General features: G+C 54.5%; 15 protein-coding genes. 8 read left to right on the top strand and 7 right to left on the bottom strand.

The genetic code is table 11. The annotated features are described in order from the left end of the window. Positions 1 to 3: 3 nt before the first annotated feature. The 4 genes from B5F38_RS12940 to porU form a co-directional block, all read right to left on the bottom strand. Positions 4 to 621, bottom strand: a complete 618-nt coding sequence (locus B5F38_RS12940) for a fumarylacetoacetate hydrolase family protein (protein WP_087409566.1) — start codon at positions 619 to 621, stop codon at positions 4 to 6. Between the two features lie 6 nt (positions 622 to 627). Next, positions 628 to 1,275, bottom strand: a complete 648-nt coding sequence (locus B5F38_RS12935; protein ID WP_087409565.1) for a redox-sensing transcriptional repressor Rex — start codon at positions 1,273 to 1,275, stop codon at positions 628 to 630. A 234-nt stretch (positions 1,276 to 1,509) separates the two neighbouring features. Then, complete coding sequence (locus B5F38_RS12930) at positions 1,510 to 2,127, bottom strand: NYN domain-containing protein (protein ID WP_087409564.1); 618 nt, start codon at positions 2,125 to 2,127, stop codon at positions 1,510 to 1,512. Positions 2,128 to 2,167: 40 nt separating this feature from the next. After that, complete coding sequence (porU, locus tag B5F38_RS12925) at positions 2,168 to 5,596, bottom strand: type IX secretion system sortase PorU (RefSeq protein ID WP_087409563.1); 3,429 nt, start codon at positions 5,594 to 5,596, stop codon at positions 2,168 to 2,170. A gap of 289 nt (positions 5,597 to 5,885) precedes the next feature. On the opposite strand from porU, the gene B5F38_RS12920 reads away from it, so the two are divergent. The 4 genes from B5F38_RS12920 (at position 5,886) to B5F38_RS12905 (ending at position 12,693) form a co-directional block, all read left to right on the top strand. Beyond that, entirely contained in the window at positions 5,886 to 7,562 is a 1,677-nt protein-coding gene (locus tag B5F38_RS12920) for a T9SS type A sorting domain-containing protein (RefSeq protein WP_143240983.1), read from the top strand. A 117-nt stretch (positions 7,563 to 7,679) separates the two neighbouring features. After that, positions 7,680 to 8,024: a translation initiation factor gene (locus B5F38_RS12915; protein ID WP_087409561.1), complete on the top strand. Its 345-nt coding sequence runs from the start codon at positions 7,680 to 7,682 to the stop codon at positions 8,022 to 8,024. A 13-nt stretch (positions 8,025 to 8,037) separates the two neighbouring features. Then, positions 8,038 to 11,295 (top strand): UvrD-helicase domain-containing protein, encoded by a 3,258-nt coding sequence (locus B5F38_RS12910; protein ID WP_087409560.1) that lies wholly within the window; start codon positions 8,038 to 8,040, stop codon positions 11,293 to 11,295. 96 nt (positions 11,296 to 11,391) lie between these two features. After that, complete coding sequence (locus B5F38_RS12905; RefSeq protein ID WP_241147867.1) at positions 11,392 to 12,693, top strand: phosphatase PAP2 family protein; 1,302 nt, start codon at positions 11,392 to 11,394, stop codon at positions 12,691 to 12,693. 85 nt (positions 12,694 to 12,778) lie between these two features. Here the strand turns inward: B5F38_RS12905 and rpmH are convergent, their stop codons facing one another. After that, positions 12,779 to 12,934, bottom strand: coding sequence for a 50S ribosomal protein L34 (rpmH, locus tag B5F38_RS12900; RefSeq protein ID WP_008862477.1), 156 nt, complete (start codon positions 12,932 to 12,934; stop codon positions 12,779 to 12,781). 187 nt (positions 12,935 to 13,121) lie between these two features. Here rpmH and efp point away from each other — a divergent pair, with 187 nt between their 5' ends. From efp to radC, 3 genes are all read left to right on the top strand, one after another. Further along, positions 13,122 to 13,685, top strand: coding sequence for an elongation factor P (efp, locus tag B5F38_RS12895; protein ID WP_008862476.1), 564 nt, complete (start codon positions 13,122 to 13,124; stop codon positions 13,683 to 13,685). 233 nt (positions 13,686 to 13,918) lie between these two features. Next, on the top strand, positions 13,919 to 14,914 hold the full coding sequence (locus tag B5F38_RS12890; RefSeq protein WP_087409559.1) for a glycosyltransferase: 996 nt from the start codon (positions 13,919 to 13,921) through the stop codon (positions 14,912 to 14,914). Between the two features lie 2 nt (positions 14,915 to 14,916). Continuing rightward, on the top strand, positions 14,917 to 15,618 hold the full coding sequence (radC, locus tag B5F38_RS12885; RefSeq protein ID WP_087409558.1) for a DNA repair protein RadC: 702 nt from the start codon (positions 14,917 to 14,919) through the stop codon (positions 15,616 to 15,618). A 105-nt stretch (positions 15,619 to 15,723) separates the two neighbouring features. On the opposite strand, the gene B5F38_RS12880 is transcribed toward radC, so the two are convergent. Then, entirely contained in the window at positions 15,724 to 16,323 is a 600-nt protein-coding gene (locus B5F38_RS12880) for an OmpH family outer membrane protein (protein ID WP_087409557.1), read from the bottom strand. Between the two features lie 28 nt (positions 16,324 to 16,351). Continuing rightward, positions 16,352 to 16,543: a hypothetical protein gene (locus tag B5F38_RS12875; protein ID WP_087409586.1), complete on the bottom strand. Its 192-nt coding sequence runs from the start codon at positions 16,541 to 16,543 to the stop codon at positions 16,352 to 16,354. Between the two features lie 317 nt (positions 16,544 to 16,860). Here B5F38_RS12875 and B5F38_RS12865 point away from each other — a divergent pair, with 317 nt between their 5' ends. Then, positions 16,861 to 18,321: an aminoacyl-histidine dipeptidase gene (locus tag B5F38_RS12865; RefSeq protein WP_087409555.1), complete on the top strand. Its 1,461-nt coding sequence runs from the start codon at positions 16,861 to 16,863 to the stop codon at positions 18,319 to 18,321. Positions 18,322 to 18,499 lie beyond the last annotated feature (178 nt).

Below are 18,499 nucleotides of genomic sequence, written 5' to 3'. Positions count from 1 at the left end.
GGGCTATTTGACAAAGAAATCGAGCACTCGGGTATCGCCGATGAACCCCTCGATGTGGTCGCCTATCTTCACCGGGCCTACTCCGGCGGGAGTGCCCGTAAAGATGATGTCGCCGATTTTGAGGGTATAGAACTGGCTCACGTAGGCGATGATGCGGTCGATCGAGAAAATCATGTCGCGGCTGTTGCCCTGTTGCGCCGGGACGCCGTTCAACCGCATGGAAAACTCTATGTTGTCGGCCTTGGGCGGCATCTCGGGCAGCGGCACGAACCGGCCGATGGGAGCCGAGTAGTCGAACCCCTTGGAGATGTCCCACGGGTTGCCCGTGCGCCGGGCCTCGGCCTGTATGTCGCGGGCCGTGAAGTCGATGCCTACGGTCACGGAGTCGTAGTAGCGGTGGGCAAACTTGGGGGCGATGTTTTTTCCCAGGCGGGAGATGTGAAACACCAGTTCGGTTTCGTATTCGATGCGGTTGGAAAACTGGGGCAGGAAGAAGGGCTTCCCCTCTTTGAGCAGCGAGGTCTCGGGCATGGTAAATACGACGGGCGCCTGCGGCAGCTCCTGTTGGGCCATTTCGGCATTGTGCGATTGATAGTTCCAGCCAACGGCAATAATTTTCATAGGCAGCTACTTGATGTTGTTCAGCCGGTTGAACATGACGGCCAAATGGGCATAAATCGATGTATTCTGGATGACGATGTGCTTGGGCACGCGTATACGATAGGGGGTGAAGTTCCATATCGCCTTGATGCCTCCGGCAATCATCTCTTCGGTAGCACTTTGGGCTTTGTCGATGGGGACGGTGAGAATCCCGATCTGCACGCCCATCTCCTTTTGCTTCTGGGCAAACTGGGAGAGGTGGTAGATGGGTATGTGGTTGACATAGGTGCCGGCCAGCTCGGGCTTGATGTCGAAGCCGGCCACCACCTCGAGCCCGTATTGCGACAGACCCGAGTCTTGCATGAGGGCGGCTCCCAGGCTGCCCACCCCGAAGATGAAGGCCTTGTGCATGGAGGTGAATCCGAGAAACTCTTCCAGCACGGCGACCAGCGAATTGATTTCGTATCCCACCCGGGTTTTCCCCGAGATGTTGATAAATGAGAGATCCTTGGCTATTTTCGACGAATCTACGCCAATCTCTTTTGCTATCTGTGTGGAGGAGACATACTCCTCGCCTTTGGTTTGCAGCAATTTGATGTAAGCCAAATACCAGGGGAGCCGGCGAAGCGAGGGCTCCGGTAACTTAACGGTAGATTTCGAATCAGAACTGTACATCTTCTTTCATCTGTTTTATCCCTACAACGAAACGACGAACCGCCGGCAGAAACGGGTGCACGCCCGATTATGCCGGAGAGAGTCTGTTTCATTTGATTTACAAAGGTATAATAAAATACCGAATTCTGGGACAAATAAGATTTTTTAGCCATTCTTTTTTGTCGCGGAGCGGGTGCCGCCCGGCTCGTGCGAGGCGGTTCTGCTGTTTGTGGCCCGGAGGGTCGGGCTCCGGGGCTATCCGTTCTGGCAGAGACGTTTGAGCAGATTGCGGTCTTCGGCCAGCAGCTTGCTTATCTCGAGGTGTATGCAGGCCTCGTCCTTGAGCAGGCCCGAGGTGCTCGAGTTCTCCTCGACATCCCAAGTGAGCAGGATGGTCTCTATCTTAAGCGCCTTGAGTTTCTTGATGAGCATCTCGTGGTCGGCATCGCCCGTAATCAGCACCACATAGTCGAACTTGCGGAAGAGGGCCAGCTCGTAGGCTTCGAGGGCAAACCACACGTCGATGCCCTTCTCGATGACGGTTGTCTCGCCCTCTTTGCGAATCTCGCGCAGGTGTTTGTAGTGGAAGATGACGTCGTTTTCGATGAGCGTGTCCTCAAACTTGCGTTCGCTGTACAGCAGCCGTTTGTCGTGGGCGTTGTTCACCCGATAGCGGCCGCGGAAGTAGTGGCTCTCGGTGATGTGGCACGAGGCGGGCGCCACCCCGCTCATCCGGGCTATCTGTTCCCGGATGAGTGTCATCAGGGCACGCAGGTTTATGTTCAGGTCGAAGTGGTCGCTCAAGGCTTCGTTCACCTTGGCGTAGTAACCTCCGTCGATAAAGAGTCCAATCGATTGATAGGTGTTGTTCATGGTGCGTAATGGTTAAGTTCGAATCTTTTTTCAGACCGTGCTATTGCCCGGTGACGCAGAGCTTCTTCGAGCGGGTGGTCTCGTGCTCGTTGTCGGTCGAGATGACGGCCTTGTAGAGGTAGATACCGCCGGGTACCCGTCGGCCGCTGCTGTCGGTCAAGTCCCAGTTGACGGGGTATGAGCGGTACATGTCGGAGAGTCCCTTGCCGGTGTATCGCCATACCTCCACGCCCATGAGGTTGTAGACCGAGATGGTCACGTTGATGAGGGCGTCGGGGCGGTTGTGCTGCAGGTAGAAGTTGGTCGATGTGCTGGCCGGGTTCTGGTCGGCATAGAGGTCGTAGATGACGGGCTTCAGACCGGCCTGTACGGTAAAGGCGATTTCGATTTCCGACGAGTTGTTCTCGGTATCCCATACCTTCAGCCGCAGGGTGTGGTTGCCCTCGCTCAGGTCGCTCAGCGGGTAGTTGATGTAGCCGCGGCCGAAGTCGCCGATGGCGGGGTCGAAGTACGATGCCACGTCGGTATAGATGGTGTGGTTGTCGAGCGTGACGGTCATCTGGTGGCCTATGCCTGCATCGGAGATGTTGATACCCGAGGGGTCATACACCTCGGCTACCAGCAGGGGCGACTCGTTCACGACATCGCCATTCTGGAAGTCCTGCGAGTTGAGGAAGGCGTAGTAAATCTCGGGCCCGTCGAAGTCTTCGTTCGAGTCGTCGTTGAAGCCGCCCACGACGAAGTTCGATTCGTTGCCGCTCCCCTCCTGGCCGGCGTCGTTGTAGCTGTAGAGGTTTATCAGCCCCTTGTCGTCGGCGAAGTTGATTTCGCGCGGCACCTTGAAGGCGATTTCAAACTCGCCCCCCACAATCGAGTCTTTGCCCACATAGAGGCGGTTGCTGCGCTCCGAGAACTCGAAGGCTTTGCCCTCCTCTCCATACCCGTGGGTCACCACCGATACCTCCGAGTCGTAGACCGTGGGGCAGATGATGCCGTTGTAGTCGGTGGCCTTTTGCCCTTGCGGGGTGTAGATTTCGCCCTTGATGAATACCGAGTCGCGGGCCTGGATGGTGGGCGTCGTCTGGGTGATGTCGTAGCCGTTGATTTCGGTTACCTTGATCTGATAGTCGGGATAGAGCAGCCGCAGGGCCGGGTCGCCCAACAGGGTATAGTTCAGTTTGTTGCTGTCGGTCTGTTGTATGCTGCACTTGGCCTCGCGCAGGATGTCGCCTAGGCGGGGATACTCGTGGTTTTCGTTTCGCGTGAATATCTGGTTGGCCACTCCCGTGTTGAGGTAGTGGTTGTCGCTGATGTATACCACGCGGGTGGTGGTGATGAGGGCGATGCCTCCGCCGCTGGGGTTGAGGCAGAGAATCTCGCCGCCCGAGGTATCCTCGTGGTCGTAGCGGCCGAAGTCGCAGGTGGCGGTGATGAAGAGAGGCAGCCGTTTCAGATACATCGACTGTATGTCGGTGATGTTGAGCAGGTCTTCGTGGGTCCAGGCCACGGTGCTGCCGTGGCCGATGTAGTCGACTACGAGCACTCCGTCGTCGAGTACCTGGAAGAGTTTCTTCTTGGCCGAGGGATAGGTGCGGCCGGTCGAGGTGATTTCGGCCGTATAGGCATCGGTGTAGATTTTGTTGATGAAGCAGTGGGCGTCGCTGTTCTCGAAGATGGAGCAGATGTCTTCGGCCTGTTGCATGTGGATGGCGTAGTTCTCGTCGTCGGCTACAACACACACCTGGTTTTTCCATGACCCTTTGTCGGTGTTGGCCACGTAGGCGGTCAGCTTGTTTACCATATCTTGAGCCTCCTGCTCGCTCTTCACGGGCAGACGGCCCACGCTCACACGCAGCTTGTCGGCAGCGATGCGGGTACCCGAGTCGTCGTCGAGAAAGCCGAAGTAGTCGTCGGTCGTGTAGGAGGCCCGCTCGTCGTTACCGCTCCCGTGCTGGTAGGTGAGCAGGGTGGGGTATTTGATGTACTTGCCGGTCTCGCCTATCTTGCGGTTGTCGTAGAGTCCCTTGCCGAACAGCAGCAGGTAGAGCTGTTTGCCGTTGACGCCTCCCTCACGGTCGAAAAACATCTTCATCAGCCGGCGGTAGGCCGTGGCGTCGGGGGTACCCGACGAAAATTCGTTGAACACCTTCTCGTGGTCGATGACGGCCACCTCCATGCCGTCGAGCTGGCTATGCAGCTGGGCGATGCTTTGGGCGTAGGAGAGGTACTCCTTGGGGGTGAGTATCACCATGTCGGGGGTGGCCATGCCGTGCAGGTCCTGGTTGGCAACGGCCTCGACAAACGACACCGAGCCTACGGTGGCCTGGGTATCGAAGGCCACATACTCTTCGTGAGCCTGCAAGGGCACGAACCGGGCATTGCTGCCGCTCACCGCGGGGGTGACGGCGACCGGGCGCTGCGGGTCGGTGATGTCCCAGATTTGCGTGGTCGAGGTGTAGCCCTGCAGGTTGTAGCAGCTGTTTTGCGGCACCTGTTTCAGACGGAACTGGATGCTGCCGTTATAGAGCTGCAGCTTGCGTTTGTAGTTGAAGCGGAAGTAGTTGAGCCGGGCCAGGGAGAGGCTTCCCCCGTTCTGGCGGAACAGAAGCGAGAAGGCCAGCTCTTCGCTGTCGAGGTTAATCTCCTTGAGGGTCGAGGTGGCTTTGAAAAATTCGTAAGAGCTCTCCGAGCCCGAGGCGAGGTTGTCGGTCGAGCTTTCGGGCAGAGTCTGCCCCTGATAGGTGAAGACCAGTTTGCCGGTGCCGCCTATGATTTTGGCGGCAAACGAGGTGCGCAGTTTCACCGCCTCCGAGTTGTCGACGCCGGGAAGTTCGAAGGTGAAGTTGCGCGAAGTCGTGTAGCGGAAGTCTTCGCCCAGGAATACACGGCCCGTAGCGCCGGGCGAATAGCTCTCTTGTTCGTAGACGGCATGCTCGTCGAACGAGGTGATGTCGGTCATACCCGTCGTGGCTCCGCCGTCGCGTTGGCCCAGGGTGGCGGTGGCGCTTTTGCTGTCGGTCAGGAAGTAGTACCCGGCCGTAGAGTAGGTGTTGGTCTCGTGGTCATACTCCTGAGTCTTGGCGTTGTAGCTCCAGGTCACGGGCCCTTGTGCATAGAAAAGAATCTTGGAGCCTGTATTCAGAGAGGGTATCTGTTCGAGGTCGTCGGGGTCGTCGTCCGAGAAGGTTTCGGGCAACATGGCACCGCCATACCCGTATATGGTCACGGCCGCCGGGTTGGAGAATCCCCATCGGCTCAACTCCCGGTAGGTGATTTGGTGGATACCCGATTCGGAAACGGCAATCTTCACCCACCGTCCGTCGGCCAGCTGCGACCGCGAGGCGTAGCGGCTGGCATTCAGTGCCTGCAACGGGCCGGTTGCCAGTACGATAAGGCTCAGGCACAGCCATAGCTGTAGCCGGGTGAGCAGGTGAGGTATATATAGTGTGTGTCGTATAATTGCTTTCATCGTATCTTATACAACGGAGAAGTCGTGCGATTATTGCAGTCGCGTGAAAATATAGTCGATTGATTTGGAATATTCAGATGTAGTTTAAATATTTGGTTTATAGATTGATATGGTGGTTTTTGACAGCGGGCTCGATCTTTGTTGCCCGGGTAGATTGTTGGTTCAATTGATAAAAAATGTTTTTTGAGCGATTATCGGGCCGATAATTTTGTTATAAATTTGAGGAATTGCATAAAAAATGTTACATTTGCTTGTCATTAAAAATACAGTTTTCTAATACAATATTCTTATGAAAAAAATTACTTTTTTTAATTTTAAGAAGTTGGTAATGACGGTTGTAGCCTTTATGGGTTGCGCGTCGTTATCGTATGGTCAAGGGGATTGGTCGTTGGTCAGTGAAGAAGATTTGACCTCTGAAGTTGAAAAAGAGACGAGCGAATTGCTGTCGTCGCTGCCCGAAAATTATTATGCCAATATCCCGGGAAGCGGTTCTTATGGTGAGTTGAAATACACTACCAATTGCTATGAAAACGGCGTTTATCCGCTCTATCTTATTAGTAATGGAAGCCGTGGCGACTTTTTCTGCATAAAGAGTACACTCGAGCCGGGTGAGTATCGGTTTACGTTCCGGGCAAAATATCCCAGCTCGAAGAATGTGGGAAACCTGGGCTTCTTCTATTCCAAGGGCGATCCTGCCAGTGCCGAGAAGGTATTTGTGGGTGAGAACGTGGAATTAACAAACAGTTATGCCGATTATACCTATGTGTTTACGGCCGACGAGAGTGCCAACTACAACATGGGGTTTGCCGCCAATGTCCCCGTTTCGGGTTGGGGCAACTACGCTTTCACTTCGTTTAAGCTGGAGAAAAACAATGCGGTTGTAGAACCGGAACCGGTTGTAGAGGCCAGCTACGACGACTTTGGCAAGCCCACAGCCGGTACTACCGGTAACAAGCGGGCCCAAACTAAAGGCGAAGTGCTGAACGGTGTAGGCCTGTTGGCCGAATCGCCGCTGACTTTCACTCCCACCGGAACGAATGCTAATCAGGCTTGGGATAACAGCGACAATCCTATCCTGGCCAATCCCGGTGCCACCTTCGATCTGAAGGTTACTTATTCCGATGCCTGGGGTAGTTTGACGGTATTCCTGTTGAGAAGCGATGTAACACCGAGTGTTAGCGACAAGATCTTCGGTACTTACGAAGGTAGCTGGTATGGCGGTGTTCCGGGTACGGGCGAACTCTATACCAATATCAATAACGACACTCAATCGGGTGCTACGGCTTCGGTCAGCGACAAGACGATGACCTTCCCCATCACTATCCCGTCCGATCTCTCGGTAGGTGAAATGGTGGTTATCCGTTTTATCATCTGCAAAACCACCGAAGGAAAGACTTTCGATGGCGATCCTTGCACGACATCGGCTTATGAGTTGAACTACTGCGACTATGTAGTCAAGATTGCCGAAGAGGGTGCTGCCACGCAATATGGTGCTGTGACGGTAGATGTTCCGGCCGACAAGGGCTCGGTTGAAATCCAGGCTCTCAACGAGGCCGACAACACGTGGAGCGAAGTAGCCGATCTTACTCAGGTTGCATACGGTACTCAACTGCGTGCCGTTGTTACGGCTGCCGAAGGTTATGCCGTAAGCACCGTAACGAAAAACGGTGAGGCTCTCACGGCCAACGAAGACGACAGCTATTACTACTTTACGGTCGAAGAGGAGAGCGTAGCGATTGCCGTTACCTTCCAGGTTGTATCGGGTATCGACGAGGTTGAAGCCACGGCTGTTTACTACGCTGCCGGCGTGCTCTATGCCGAAGGCGCACACAGCGTGAAGGTTTACGACCTGAGCGGCCGTGTAGTGATGAGCGCTGCCGATGTCGATGCCGTTTCGGTATCGTCTTTGGCTGGTGGTGTTTACATCGCCGTAGTAGACGGAAAGGTTGTTAAATTCGTGAAATAATCGATTTTAGTCACATCATACCGAGGGAGCTCCTGCAGACGGGGGCTCCCTCTTTTTGTATTTTCACTCGCCTTTCACTATCTTTGTTCAAGAGTATGAATCCAAGAAACAACAGCAATGAAAAAGAATAACGACTGGAAAGATAGATTGAATGTGGTCTATTCGACCAATCCCGATTTTAAGTTCGAAACCGACGAAGAGGTCGAACCCGATACGCTGGAACCGGCCAAGCAGAAGTTGCGCATCTCGCTCGACAAGCGCAACCGCAACGGTAAGTCGGTCACCCTCGTGACTGGGTTTGTGGGTACGGCCGACGACCTGCACACGCTGGCCAAGAAGCTGAAGACCAAGTGCGGTGTGGGCGGCTCGGACAAGGACGGCGAGATTTTGATACAGGGCGATTTCCGCCAGAAGGTACTGGAACTGTTGCTGGCCGATGGGTATCGGGCCCGCATAATCTGAGAGGAGTATCGCTATGCTGCACATCTACAAGGCATCGGCCGGGTCGGGAAAGACCTATACCCTCACGCTCGAATACATAAAACTGCTGTTGGGCTATCGCGACGAAGAGGGGCACTACCGCATCTACCGCAAGAGCGATTCGGCGCATCGGCGCATCCTGGCGGTGACTTTCACCAACAAGGCGACCGAGGAGATGAAGCACCGCATCGTGGCGCAGCTCGACCTGCTGGCTCACCACACCGAGCGGTCGCCCTACCTGGGTGAACTGACGCGGCTGTTTGGCTGCGGCCCCGAGCAGGTGCAGGCGACGGCAGCCGATACGTTGTATGTGCTGCTGCACGACTTTTCCTACTTCAACATCAGTACCATCGACCGCTTCTTTCAGCAGGTGTTGCGCAACTTCACCCGCGAGGTGGGGTTGCAGGGGAGTTTCGAGGTGGAGATGGACAACGACTTCGTCACAGCGTCGGCTATCGACCGCATGTATTCCGACCTCTCCGACGACGACCAGAAGGGGCTGCTCAACTGGTTGGTGCACTATGCCGAGGAGCGTATCGAGTCGGGCAACTGGTGGAGCCTGGGCAACCGGGCCGACCGCAAAGACGACCTGCGCGAGTTGGCCGGCGAGTTGTCGAAGGAGAATTACAAACTTTTCCGCGAGTCGATTCTCGCCCAGATCAAGGACAAAACGGTGCTCGACCGCTATTTGCGCGAGATGCGCCGGGTGAAGAGCGAGTATGAGTCGCTCTTGCGTGAGTTGGGCGAGACGGGCCGCGAGGTGCTCGACCGGCACGGTGTGGCAGCCGAGAGTTTCAAGGGTAAGAGTAATTCGTGGGCTTTCTATTTCGACAAGTTGGCCGGCGGAAAATTCGACCCGCCTACCGCAACTTTCAGGGGAAATGTCGACAACGGCGACAACTGGTTCGTCAAAAGCAGCCGGCCCGGGTGCTTCGATGCCCTGTATGCCGAGCTCAACCCGGTGATGCAGACGATTGTCGATGCCTTCGGCGAGCCCTATGTGCGCTACAATACGGCGGTACAGAGCTCGAAATATATCTATGCCCTGGGCATTCTGGTCGATATAGACCGCCGCATCGAGGAGTATGAACGGGAGCACAACGTGCTGCTGCTCTCCGATACGGCCGGTATTCTCAACGAGGTAATCAACGAGAACGATGCCCCCTTTATCTACGAAAAGATAGGGACCCGGGTCAACCACTTTATGATTGACGAGTTTCAGGATACCTCGAATCTGCAGTGGGGCAATTTTGCGCCGCTTATCGGCGAGAGTCTCAGCCACGACTATACCGACCTGATTGTGGGCGACGTGAAGCAGAGCATCTACCGGTGGAGAAACTCCGATTGGTCGCTGCTGAACGAGGGGGTTCAATCGCGTTTTCGCCCGTCGCAGTACGAGGAGCGGACGATGGATACCAACTACCGCAGTTGTGCCCGCATAGTCGAGTTCAACAACCGGATATTCGGTCAGGCGGCCGAGCGGTTGCAACAGGGGCTGGAGAGCGAGGTGGCCGAGTCGGCTCTGGTCGATGGCGGTTTCGAGGTGAAGGTGCGCAAGGCCTATGCCGATATAGCGCAACGGGTGTGCGGTTCGAACCTTGCACGGGGTGGACGGGTGTCGGTGACGATGTGGGAGGCCGATACCCGCGACGACTTTTGTGAAGAGGCTCTGGCTCGTATCCCCGAGCTGTTGCGCGAGTTGCAGGACCGGGGCTATTCGCCCGGCGATATAACCTTCCTCACCCGTACGGCCCGCGAGGGTACGCTGCTGGTCGACCTGCTGTTGCGCCTCAACGAAGAGAACAGCGACCCGCGCTACCGGTTCGAGGTCATCTCGAGCGAGTCGCTGCTCATCAAGAACTCGCCGGTCATCGGGCTGCTGGTGGGTATTCTGCGCTATATCCAGAACCCCTCGGACGAGTTGAACCGGGTGATGGCAGTCTATGAGTACAACCGGCAGCAGGCTGCCGGCAGCGACGAGACGGCCGCGATACTCACCTACTTCGAGCGCCGCGGCGATGTGGGGCAACACCTCGACGACGACTTCATGCGCTTTGTCGAGAGTGTGCGCAAGGAGCCGCTCTACGAGATGTGCGAGCGCATTATCGCCCGCTTTGCCCAGGTCGACGACGAGCGGGGCGAGCGGGTCTATATACAGGCATTCCAGGATTATGTGCTGGAGTATTGCCGCACGCATACGGCCGATTTGGCTTCGTTCCTGGCCTGGTGGGACGACAACGAAGACAAGCTCTCGGTCACGACCCCGCAAGAGCAGGATGCCATGCGGGTGATGACCATACACAAGTCGAAGGGGCTGGAGTTCAAAGTGGTGATTATCCCGTTCTGCAACTGGAAACTCGACCACCGTACCGACAAGACCAATTTCATCTGGTGCCGCACACAGGGCGAGCCCTTCTCGCAGATTCCCGTGTTGCCCCTGCGGTATGGCAGCCGGCTGGCCCAGACCTACTACGCTACCGAATATTTCGACGAGAAGATGCACGCCTATATCGACAACCTCAACGTGGCCTATGTGGCCTTTACCCGCGCCGGTGAAGAGCTGCATATCTTCGCTCCGGCCCAGAAGAACCGGGGCAAACGGGAGAGTGTGGGCAGCATATCGGCGTTGTTGAACGAGATACTTTTCCCCGACGGAGGCGATGGGGGAGACCTGCACTACGAGGAGGGGTGCGACTGGCGGGCCGAGGTGCGGCCGACGGCGGAATCGACGGCCTTGACGCTACTCTCGGGGCCCTATCGCTCGATTGAGCCGGGCAACCGGCTGCACTTGCGGTTGCAGGGCAAGGGTGTCTTTGGCGAGGGTAACGACCGCGCCTATGGTACCCTGATGCACCGTATCTTGAGCGAGGTCGAAACCCTCGATCGTCTGGACGAGACGGTCGAGGCCTTTGTACAGACCGGCGAACTCTCGGCAGCCGAGGCAGCCGAAACCCTCGAGAAACTCGAGGCGTGGCTGGGCGACGAGCGGGTAAGGTCGTGGTTTCTGCCCGGGGCCAAGGTGTGGAGCGAGCGGGAAATCCTGCAGGCCGACGGCTCGTTCTATCGGCCCGACCGCGTGGTCGAGACCCCCGACGAGGTGGTGGTAATCGACTATAAGTTCGGTGCGGTAGAGCGTTCGTCCTACAAGAAGCAGGTGCGCACCTACATGCAGCTGATTGGCGAGATGGGGTATGCCCGCGTGTCGGGCTTCATCTGGTATCTTTCGTTGGGAAAGATAGAGGCGGTCGAGTAAATACAAGGCTCTGTTTTTTGGATATACCGCATAATTGCCCTTACCTTTGTGCGGTAATACCGTTATGCTAAAAGCTTTTTAAACAAGATGAAACACATGACAAGATTGTGGATTGCCGTTGTTGTGGTCCTGTCCATGCTACCGGCACGTGCCGAAATCACGCTCCAGTCCGTAGCCCGCGATACGACAATCGATGTACGGCCGCTCAACTCGTGGCAGCGGTTCAACCAGAAGGTCGACCGGTTTACCTCGACCAAGGGCTTCCAGATGACTTACGTAGGGGTGCCCCTGGTGGTTGCCGGTGTGGCTACCATACCGGGGCGCGAGCGTTTCCGCCAGTTGCGTAACGACTATGTACCCAAGTTCAAATACGAGTATGACAATTACCTGCAGTATGCTCCGGCTGTGGTGATGCTGGGGCTGAAAGGTTTCGGCGTAGAGAGCCGCAGTTCGTGGGGGCGCATGCTGGTATCCGATGCCTTTTCGGCCGCCATCATGGCTACGGTTGTCAACACCGTCAAATATACGGCGCATGTGCAGCGCCCCGATGGCAGCAACTACAAGTCGTTCCCCTCGGGCCATACGGCTACGGCCTTTATGACGGCCATGATGCTGCACAAGGAGTATGGCGACCGCAGTCCCTGGTACAGCATCTCGGCTTTTACGGTAGCAGCGGTAACCGGCGTAAGCCGGCAGTTGAACAATCGTCACTGGGTTTCCGATGTACTGGCCGGTGCCGGCATCGGTATCCTGTCGACCGAACTGGGCTATTACCTGGCCGATCTGATATTCAAAGACAAGGGTTTGAATCTCGATCCTACCTACTACCCTTTGCTCGAGAAGCCCTCGTTTGTGGGCCTCTACATGGGTTTCTCGTCGGGGCTGGGACGTATAGGTCTCGGTAACGGCATGAAACTCAATACCGGCATTGGCAGCCGGATAGGTGTGGAGGGAGCCTATTTCTTCAACAAATACATCGGGTGCGGTGGTTTGGCTACGGTGTCGAATATTCCGGTTTCGCTCAATACCCGGCCCGATGCAGCACTGGAACCTATCGACGAGGGGCGGGCCATGGCCGGTGTTTACTTGCAATATCCCTGTTCGAGTCGCTGGTCGTTGGGCGGAAAGGTATTGGCCGGGTACAACTATATCCCGTCGAATGCCCTGAACTGTGAGTCTATCGAATTTGGTCGCAACAGCTTCGTATGGAGTACCGGTGTGTCGATTGGTTACATGATGAAGCGCAACTTCGGGGCCCGTTTCTTTTGTGACTACACCTCGGCCTCGGCGTCGTACAGCTTGCAGCCCTCGCAGGAGTTGGGCATAGCGGTAGCCCGCTCGGGGCACAGTGCCATTCACGCCCTCACGTGGGGAGCTTCGGCCAATATCCTGTTCTGATAGTATGGGCCGGAGGAGCCGATATAATATGAAACGGGGCTGTATCGTCGGATACAGCCCCGTTTCATATGTCGGATAAATTTTTTTAGAAAGGATGTCTTTCGTCCGAAACCGTCAATTTAGCACGACCTTTTGCACGACGGCTGGCCAGTACGCGACGACCGTTTGCAGTAGACATTCTCAAACGGAATCCGTGTTTGTTAATTCTTTTTCTGTTCGAAGGTTGAAATGTTCTTTTCATTGCCGTTATATTTTTATCGTTATTATTCCTTTTTTCGGACTGCAAAAATAGATACTTTTTTTTAATAAACCAAGAGATTACCCATTTTTGGGGATTTTCTTTTTGAGATTTTATTGATTTAGTTTACTTTTGTACCTCGAAAGTTCAGAAACAAAGAATAATATAAATACAAAACAGTATACAAAGTATGATTAACTCGCAAGACATTAAAAACGGAACCTGTATCCGTTTGGACGGAAAGCTCTATTTCTGTGTAGAATTTTTACATGTAAAACCGGGTAAGGGAAACACGATTATGCGTACCAAACTCAAAGATGTGGTATCGGGTCGTGTGCTTGAACGCCGCTTCAATATCGGTGAAAAACTGGAAGATGTACGGGTAGAACGTCGTCCGTATCAGTTCTCGTACAACGAGGGTGAACACTATCACTTCCTCAATCAGGAGACTTGGGACGACCTGATTATCAACAAAGACCTTATCACGGGTGTAGACTTCCTGAAAGAGGGTATGGTTGTCGAGGTGGTTTCCGATGCTTCGACCGAGACGGTGCTCTTTGCCGAATTGCCGGTAAAGGTACAGCTCGAGGTGACCTACACCGAGCCGGGTCTCAAAGGCGATACCGCTACCAATACCACCAAACCGGCTACGGTCGAGACGGGTGCTACGGTACGTGTACCTCTCTTTATCGAAACGGGCGAGATGATTGTAGTCGATACTCGCGACGGTTCGTATATCGAGCGTGCCAAATAAAGAATCGATTCCGCATTCATGCCATAAAAACGGGTCTCGTGCAAACGGGTCCCGTTTTTTTTGTGCCCGATATGTTTCGGCCCAGCTCTTGGATGGGTGTTTGGGATGAAAGATGTATATCTGTTTCACGGATATAGGAGCCGGTTCGGCATAGTCGAATTTGAAAACTTGTTTTCTCATTTGTTTCTGCACTTACCTTTTTATATATTTGTACGAAACAGAATATTACCGTTATGCCCTATTTCTCGATTATTGTACCGGTATACAACCGGCCCGACGAAGTGAGCGACCTGCTCGCGAGCCTGTCGCAACAAACCTGTAAGGATTTTGAAATCGTCTTGGTCGAAGATGGTTCGACCGTGCGGTGTGCCGATGCCGTGGCGCGTTACGAGTCGTCGGTCGACATACACTACTATTATAAGGAGAACGAGGGGCGTAGCATTGCTCGCAACTACGGTATGGAGCGGGCATCGGGTCGCTATTTTATCTTTTTCGATTCCGATTGCGTGATACCGGCCCGTTACTTCGAGGTGCTGAGTGCGGCCTTGCAACGACACTATACCGACTGTTTCGGAGGTCCCGATGCTGCTCACGATTCGTTCAGCGACGTGCAGAAGGCTATCAACTATTCGATGACCTCGTTTCTCACTACGGGCGGTATCCGGGGCGGGAAGATCCAGCTCGAGAAGTTTACCCCGCGTACCTTCAACATGGGCTTTTCGCGTGAGGTCTACGAGCGGGTGGGCGGATTCCGCGAGATGTTCAGCGAGGACATCGACATGAGTACCCGCATCCGTCAGGCCGGATTCTCCATTACCCTCATACGCGATGCCTTTGTCTACCACAAGCGCAGGGTGAACCTGCGGCTGTTTTTCAGGCAGGTGTATATATTCGGGATGTCGCGCATTTCGCTCTACCTGCTTTACCCCGATACGCTGAAGCTCGTTCACTGGCTTCCGGCCTGTTTTGTCGTAGGGGCGTTGGTCATGATTATAGGGTCGCTCTTCTGGTGGCCGGCCATTCTGCCGTTGGTTGCCTATCTGTTGGCGGTCTTTATCGTGTCGTGGTGCGTGAACAAGCGGCTCAAAATAGCCGCGTTGTCGGTGGTAGCCAGTCTCATACAATTGTGCGGATATGGTGTGGGTTTTTTGAAAGCCTACTTCTTGAAGGTGGTTCTTGGTCGTGGTCGGGACGAAGCCGAAGAGGTGCGTCTGCGTAAAGGAAAGTAGCCATGGACCGCAAGCGCGACAAGTTGAAGATAACCGAGTGGGCGGCCGAAGACCGTCCGCGCGAAAAGATGATGCTGCACGGTATCCGCTCCTTGAGCAATGCCGAGTTGATAGCCATTCTCATCGGGTCGGGCAATGTGGACGAGACGGCAGTGGAGCTCTCGCAACGCATTCTCAATGCGGCGGGCAACAGCCTGAACCGGCTGGGCAAATATGGGATAGACGATTTCGTGAAACCGTTCAAGGGGATAGGCGAGGCCAAGGCCATTACCATTATGGCGGCTCTCGAGATAGGGCGCCGCAGGCGCGACGAGGAGTTGCCCAAGCGTCCAGCCATTACCCACAGTGCCGATGTGTACAGCCTCATGCGGGGGCAAATGATTGACTTGCCGCACGAGGAGTTCTGGGTGCTCCTGCTCAACCGGGCCAACCGGGTGATTGATACCTTGCGGGTAAGTCAGGGCGGTACTGCGGCGACGGTGGTCGACGTGAAGCTGATCATGCGGTCGGCCTTGCAGCAGTTGGCCTCGGCCCTGATCCTGTGTCACAACCACCCCTCGAACAATCTCACACCCAGTGCGGCCGACGACAAGGTGACGGCCAAGATAAAGGCAGCCGCCGCGCTTTTCGACATGGCGGTGCTCGACCACATCATCGTGGGTGAAGAGGGGTACTTCAGCTATGCCGACGAGGGGCGGATGTAGTGTCTTTTTCTCACTTTCAATGGTATCATAGGTTTAAAATATGAGGGGCTGTGCCTGAATTTGTATCGACACAGCCCCTTGTCTTATGGAAAATGTTTTGTAATCTTATTTTTTAGCGGCGGCGTAGCGCTTGTTCAGCAACTCGACAACCTCGTTGGTGATGTCGTAGGCGGGATTGATGTAGAGTGTGCTGGCGTTGTTGAAGATAGCCTCGTATTTTTTGTCTTGGTTATACTCTTTGATGAAGGTGTTGATCGAGTCGTTCATCTGCATGAGCATCTTTTGTTGCTCGAGCATGTTCTCGTTGTCGAGGCGTTGAGCGTACTCTTGCAGGTCGGCAGCTTTCTTTTCGAGGCGTTGGTACTCCTGTTGAGCTCTTTCGGGCGAGAGGAAAGCGTTGTTCTGGTATTTGCGTTGGAAGTCGTCCTGCTCTTTCTTCAACTGCCGGGCCTTTTCGTTGATTGAGGCGCGGGCGTTCTCCTGTTTGTTGATCATCTTTTCGTTGAGATTTTTTGCATAGTTGTATTTGGAGAGCAAAGAATCGACATTGATGTAAGCAATGGGTAATTTCCCCTCGAAGGAGGCCGATGTGGCGGAGTTGCCGGAGGTTTGGTTCGAGTCGTTTTGTTTATTGCCGCATTGTACCATCAAGAAAGAGATGGCAATCACAGTAAGAGTCCGGATTGCAAGGGTAAAAGTTTTCATGTTAGTTATCAGTCTAAAATTTATATCGTTATACTGTTTTCTTTTCTCGCTCTCGGGCGTCGGTAGAGACGGCGCAGGTGATGCCTTTTTTACGCAGGTACTTGTTGTCGCTGATGTGCGGGCTGGGGAAACGTCCTCCTTTTACGAAGAAAACCTTTACTCCCAGGAGTACCACTGCCAGGGCAAGAAACCCTGCGGTAAAAAGTAAAATAATCCACATTCCTTCTTTCATTAAAAATACAGAGATCGGTTCGGCTCTGTCCATTTGAAAACTCGTCTTTTCATTTGTCTTTGCACTTCCCTTTCACTATATTTGTATAGTAAAACAAAGACCCCCGAGCGGGCAGAAACAAACGTGTTGGTTGTGTATGCCTTACGGCCGTCTTTGCTGTGCAAATATAGGAAAGGAAAATGTGAATTTGGTCGAAGAATGGAAATATTTTGACGATAGAATCGGTAAAAACGGGAAATTTAACATAAATTTCTTCGAGTACAGAAAGTTTAGCAATGAACAAATTGTAACTAAAATAGAAAAAAATGGAGATTAAAGAACTGAAACCCTCATCAATTTGGCACTATTTCGATGCCATTACTCAGGTTCCCCGTCCTTCGAAAAAGGAAGAGCGCATTCGTGAGTTCCTGTTGGCTTTTGCCCGGGAACAAAATCTGGCAGCCCAGGTCGACAAGACGGGCAACGTAGTGATTACCAAAGAGGCTACCCCGGGTTGCGAAGGGGCTGCTACCGTTATCTTGCAGGCTCACATGGATATGGTGTGCGAGAAGAACGGCGATGTGAAACACGACTTCGAGAATGACCCCATCGAGACGTATGTCGATGGCGAGTGGGTGAAGGCTCGGGGCACGACGTTGGGTGCCGACAATGGTATCGGTATTGCTGCCGCTCTGGCGGTGCTGGCCGACAAGGAGTTGAAGCATGGTCGCATACAGGCGCTGTTTACCGTCGATGAAGAGACGGGATTGACGGGTGCTTTCGGTCTCGAAGCCGGTATGATCGACGGCAAATATCTGTTGAACCTCGATTCGGAAGATGAGGCCGAAATCTTTATCGGTTGCGCCGGTGGTATCGACACCACGTCGACCTTTACCTACAAGCAGGAGCCTCTACCGGCCGGTAAGTTCTACTTGCGGGTCGAGGTGAAGAACCTGCTGGGCGGCCACTCGGGTGGCGATATTCACCTGGGCCGCGGCAATGCCAACAAACTGCTGGCCCGCTTCCTGTGGCTGTGCATGCAACGTCACGAGATTCACCTGTGTGCCATCGACGGCGGTAACCTGCGCAACGCCATACCGCGCGAGGCCATGGCGGTGATTGCCGTGAATCCCGAGGATAAGGAGGCTATCCGGGCCGAGGTCAACCACTTTGCTGCCGATGTGGCTGCCGAGTTGAGTGGCGTGGACCCGAATGTGACGGTAGATGTTGCTACGGCCGATGCACCCGAGTTCATGATTGAAGATGGAGTGGCCCGTTCGCTCGTCAGTGCCCTCTATGCGGCACCTCACGGGGTGATAGCCATGAGCCACGATATTGAGGGGTTGGTAGAGACCTCGACCAACCTGGCCTCGGTGAAGATGACCGAGCCGGGTAAGATTGTGGTGGCTACGAGCCAGCGCAGTTCGGTCGAGTCGGAGAAGTACGACATCGCCTATCAGGTAGAGTGTCTTTTCCGGATGGCCGGTGCCGAGCCTACGCATGGCGACGGTTACCCCGGATGGAAACCCAACATGCACTCGCACATCAAGGATATTGCCGTGGCTGCCTATGAGGAGCTTTACCAGCAGACCCCGGCCATCAAGGCTATCCACGCCGGTCTCGAGTGCGGCCTGTTCCTGACGAAGTATCCGCAACTCGACATGATTTCGTTCGGTCCCACGTTGCGGGGCGTACACTCTCCCGACGAGATGATGCACATCCCGGCCGTAGAGAAGTTCTGGAACCACCTGGTTCTCATCCTGGAGAAGGTGGCTGCCGAGCATTGATACATTCCGCTCGGGGAGGGGATTCCCTCCCCGGCATAGTCTCGCCGTTGGCGGGGATAGATACAAAAAAAGAGGCCGACCCAAAAGAGATTTTGGGCGGTCTCTTTGTTTTATTATAGAAAAAGATGACCACATTACTTTTTACCGGAGCAGGAAGTCTCCGGGAAGGGCTGGTTTA

The organism is Barnesiella sp. An22 (genome assembly GCF_002159975.1).
GTDB classification, from domain to species: Bacteria; Bacteroidota; Bacteroidia; order Bacteroidales; family Barnesiellaceae; genus Barnesiella; species Barnesiella merdigallinarum.
This window is presented reverse-complemented; position numbering and strand designations above follow the sequence as displayed.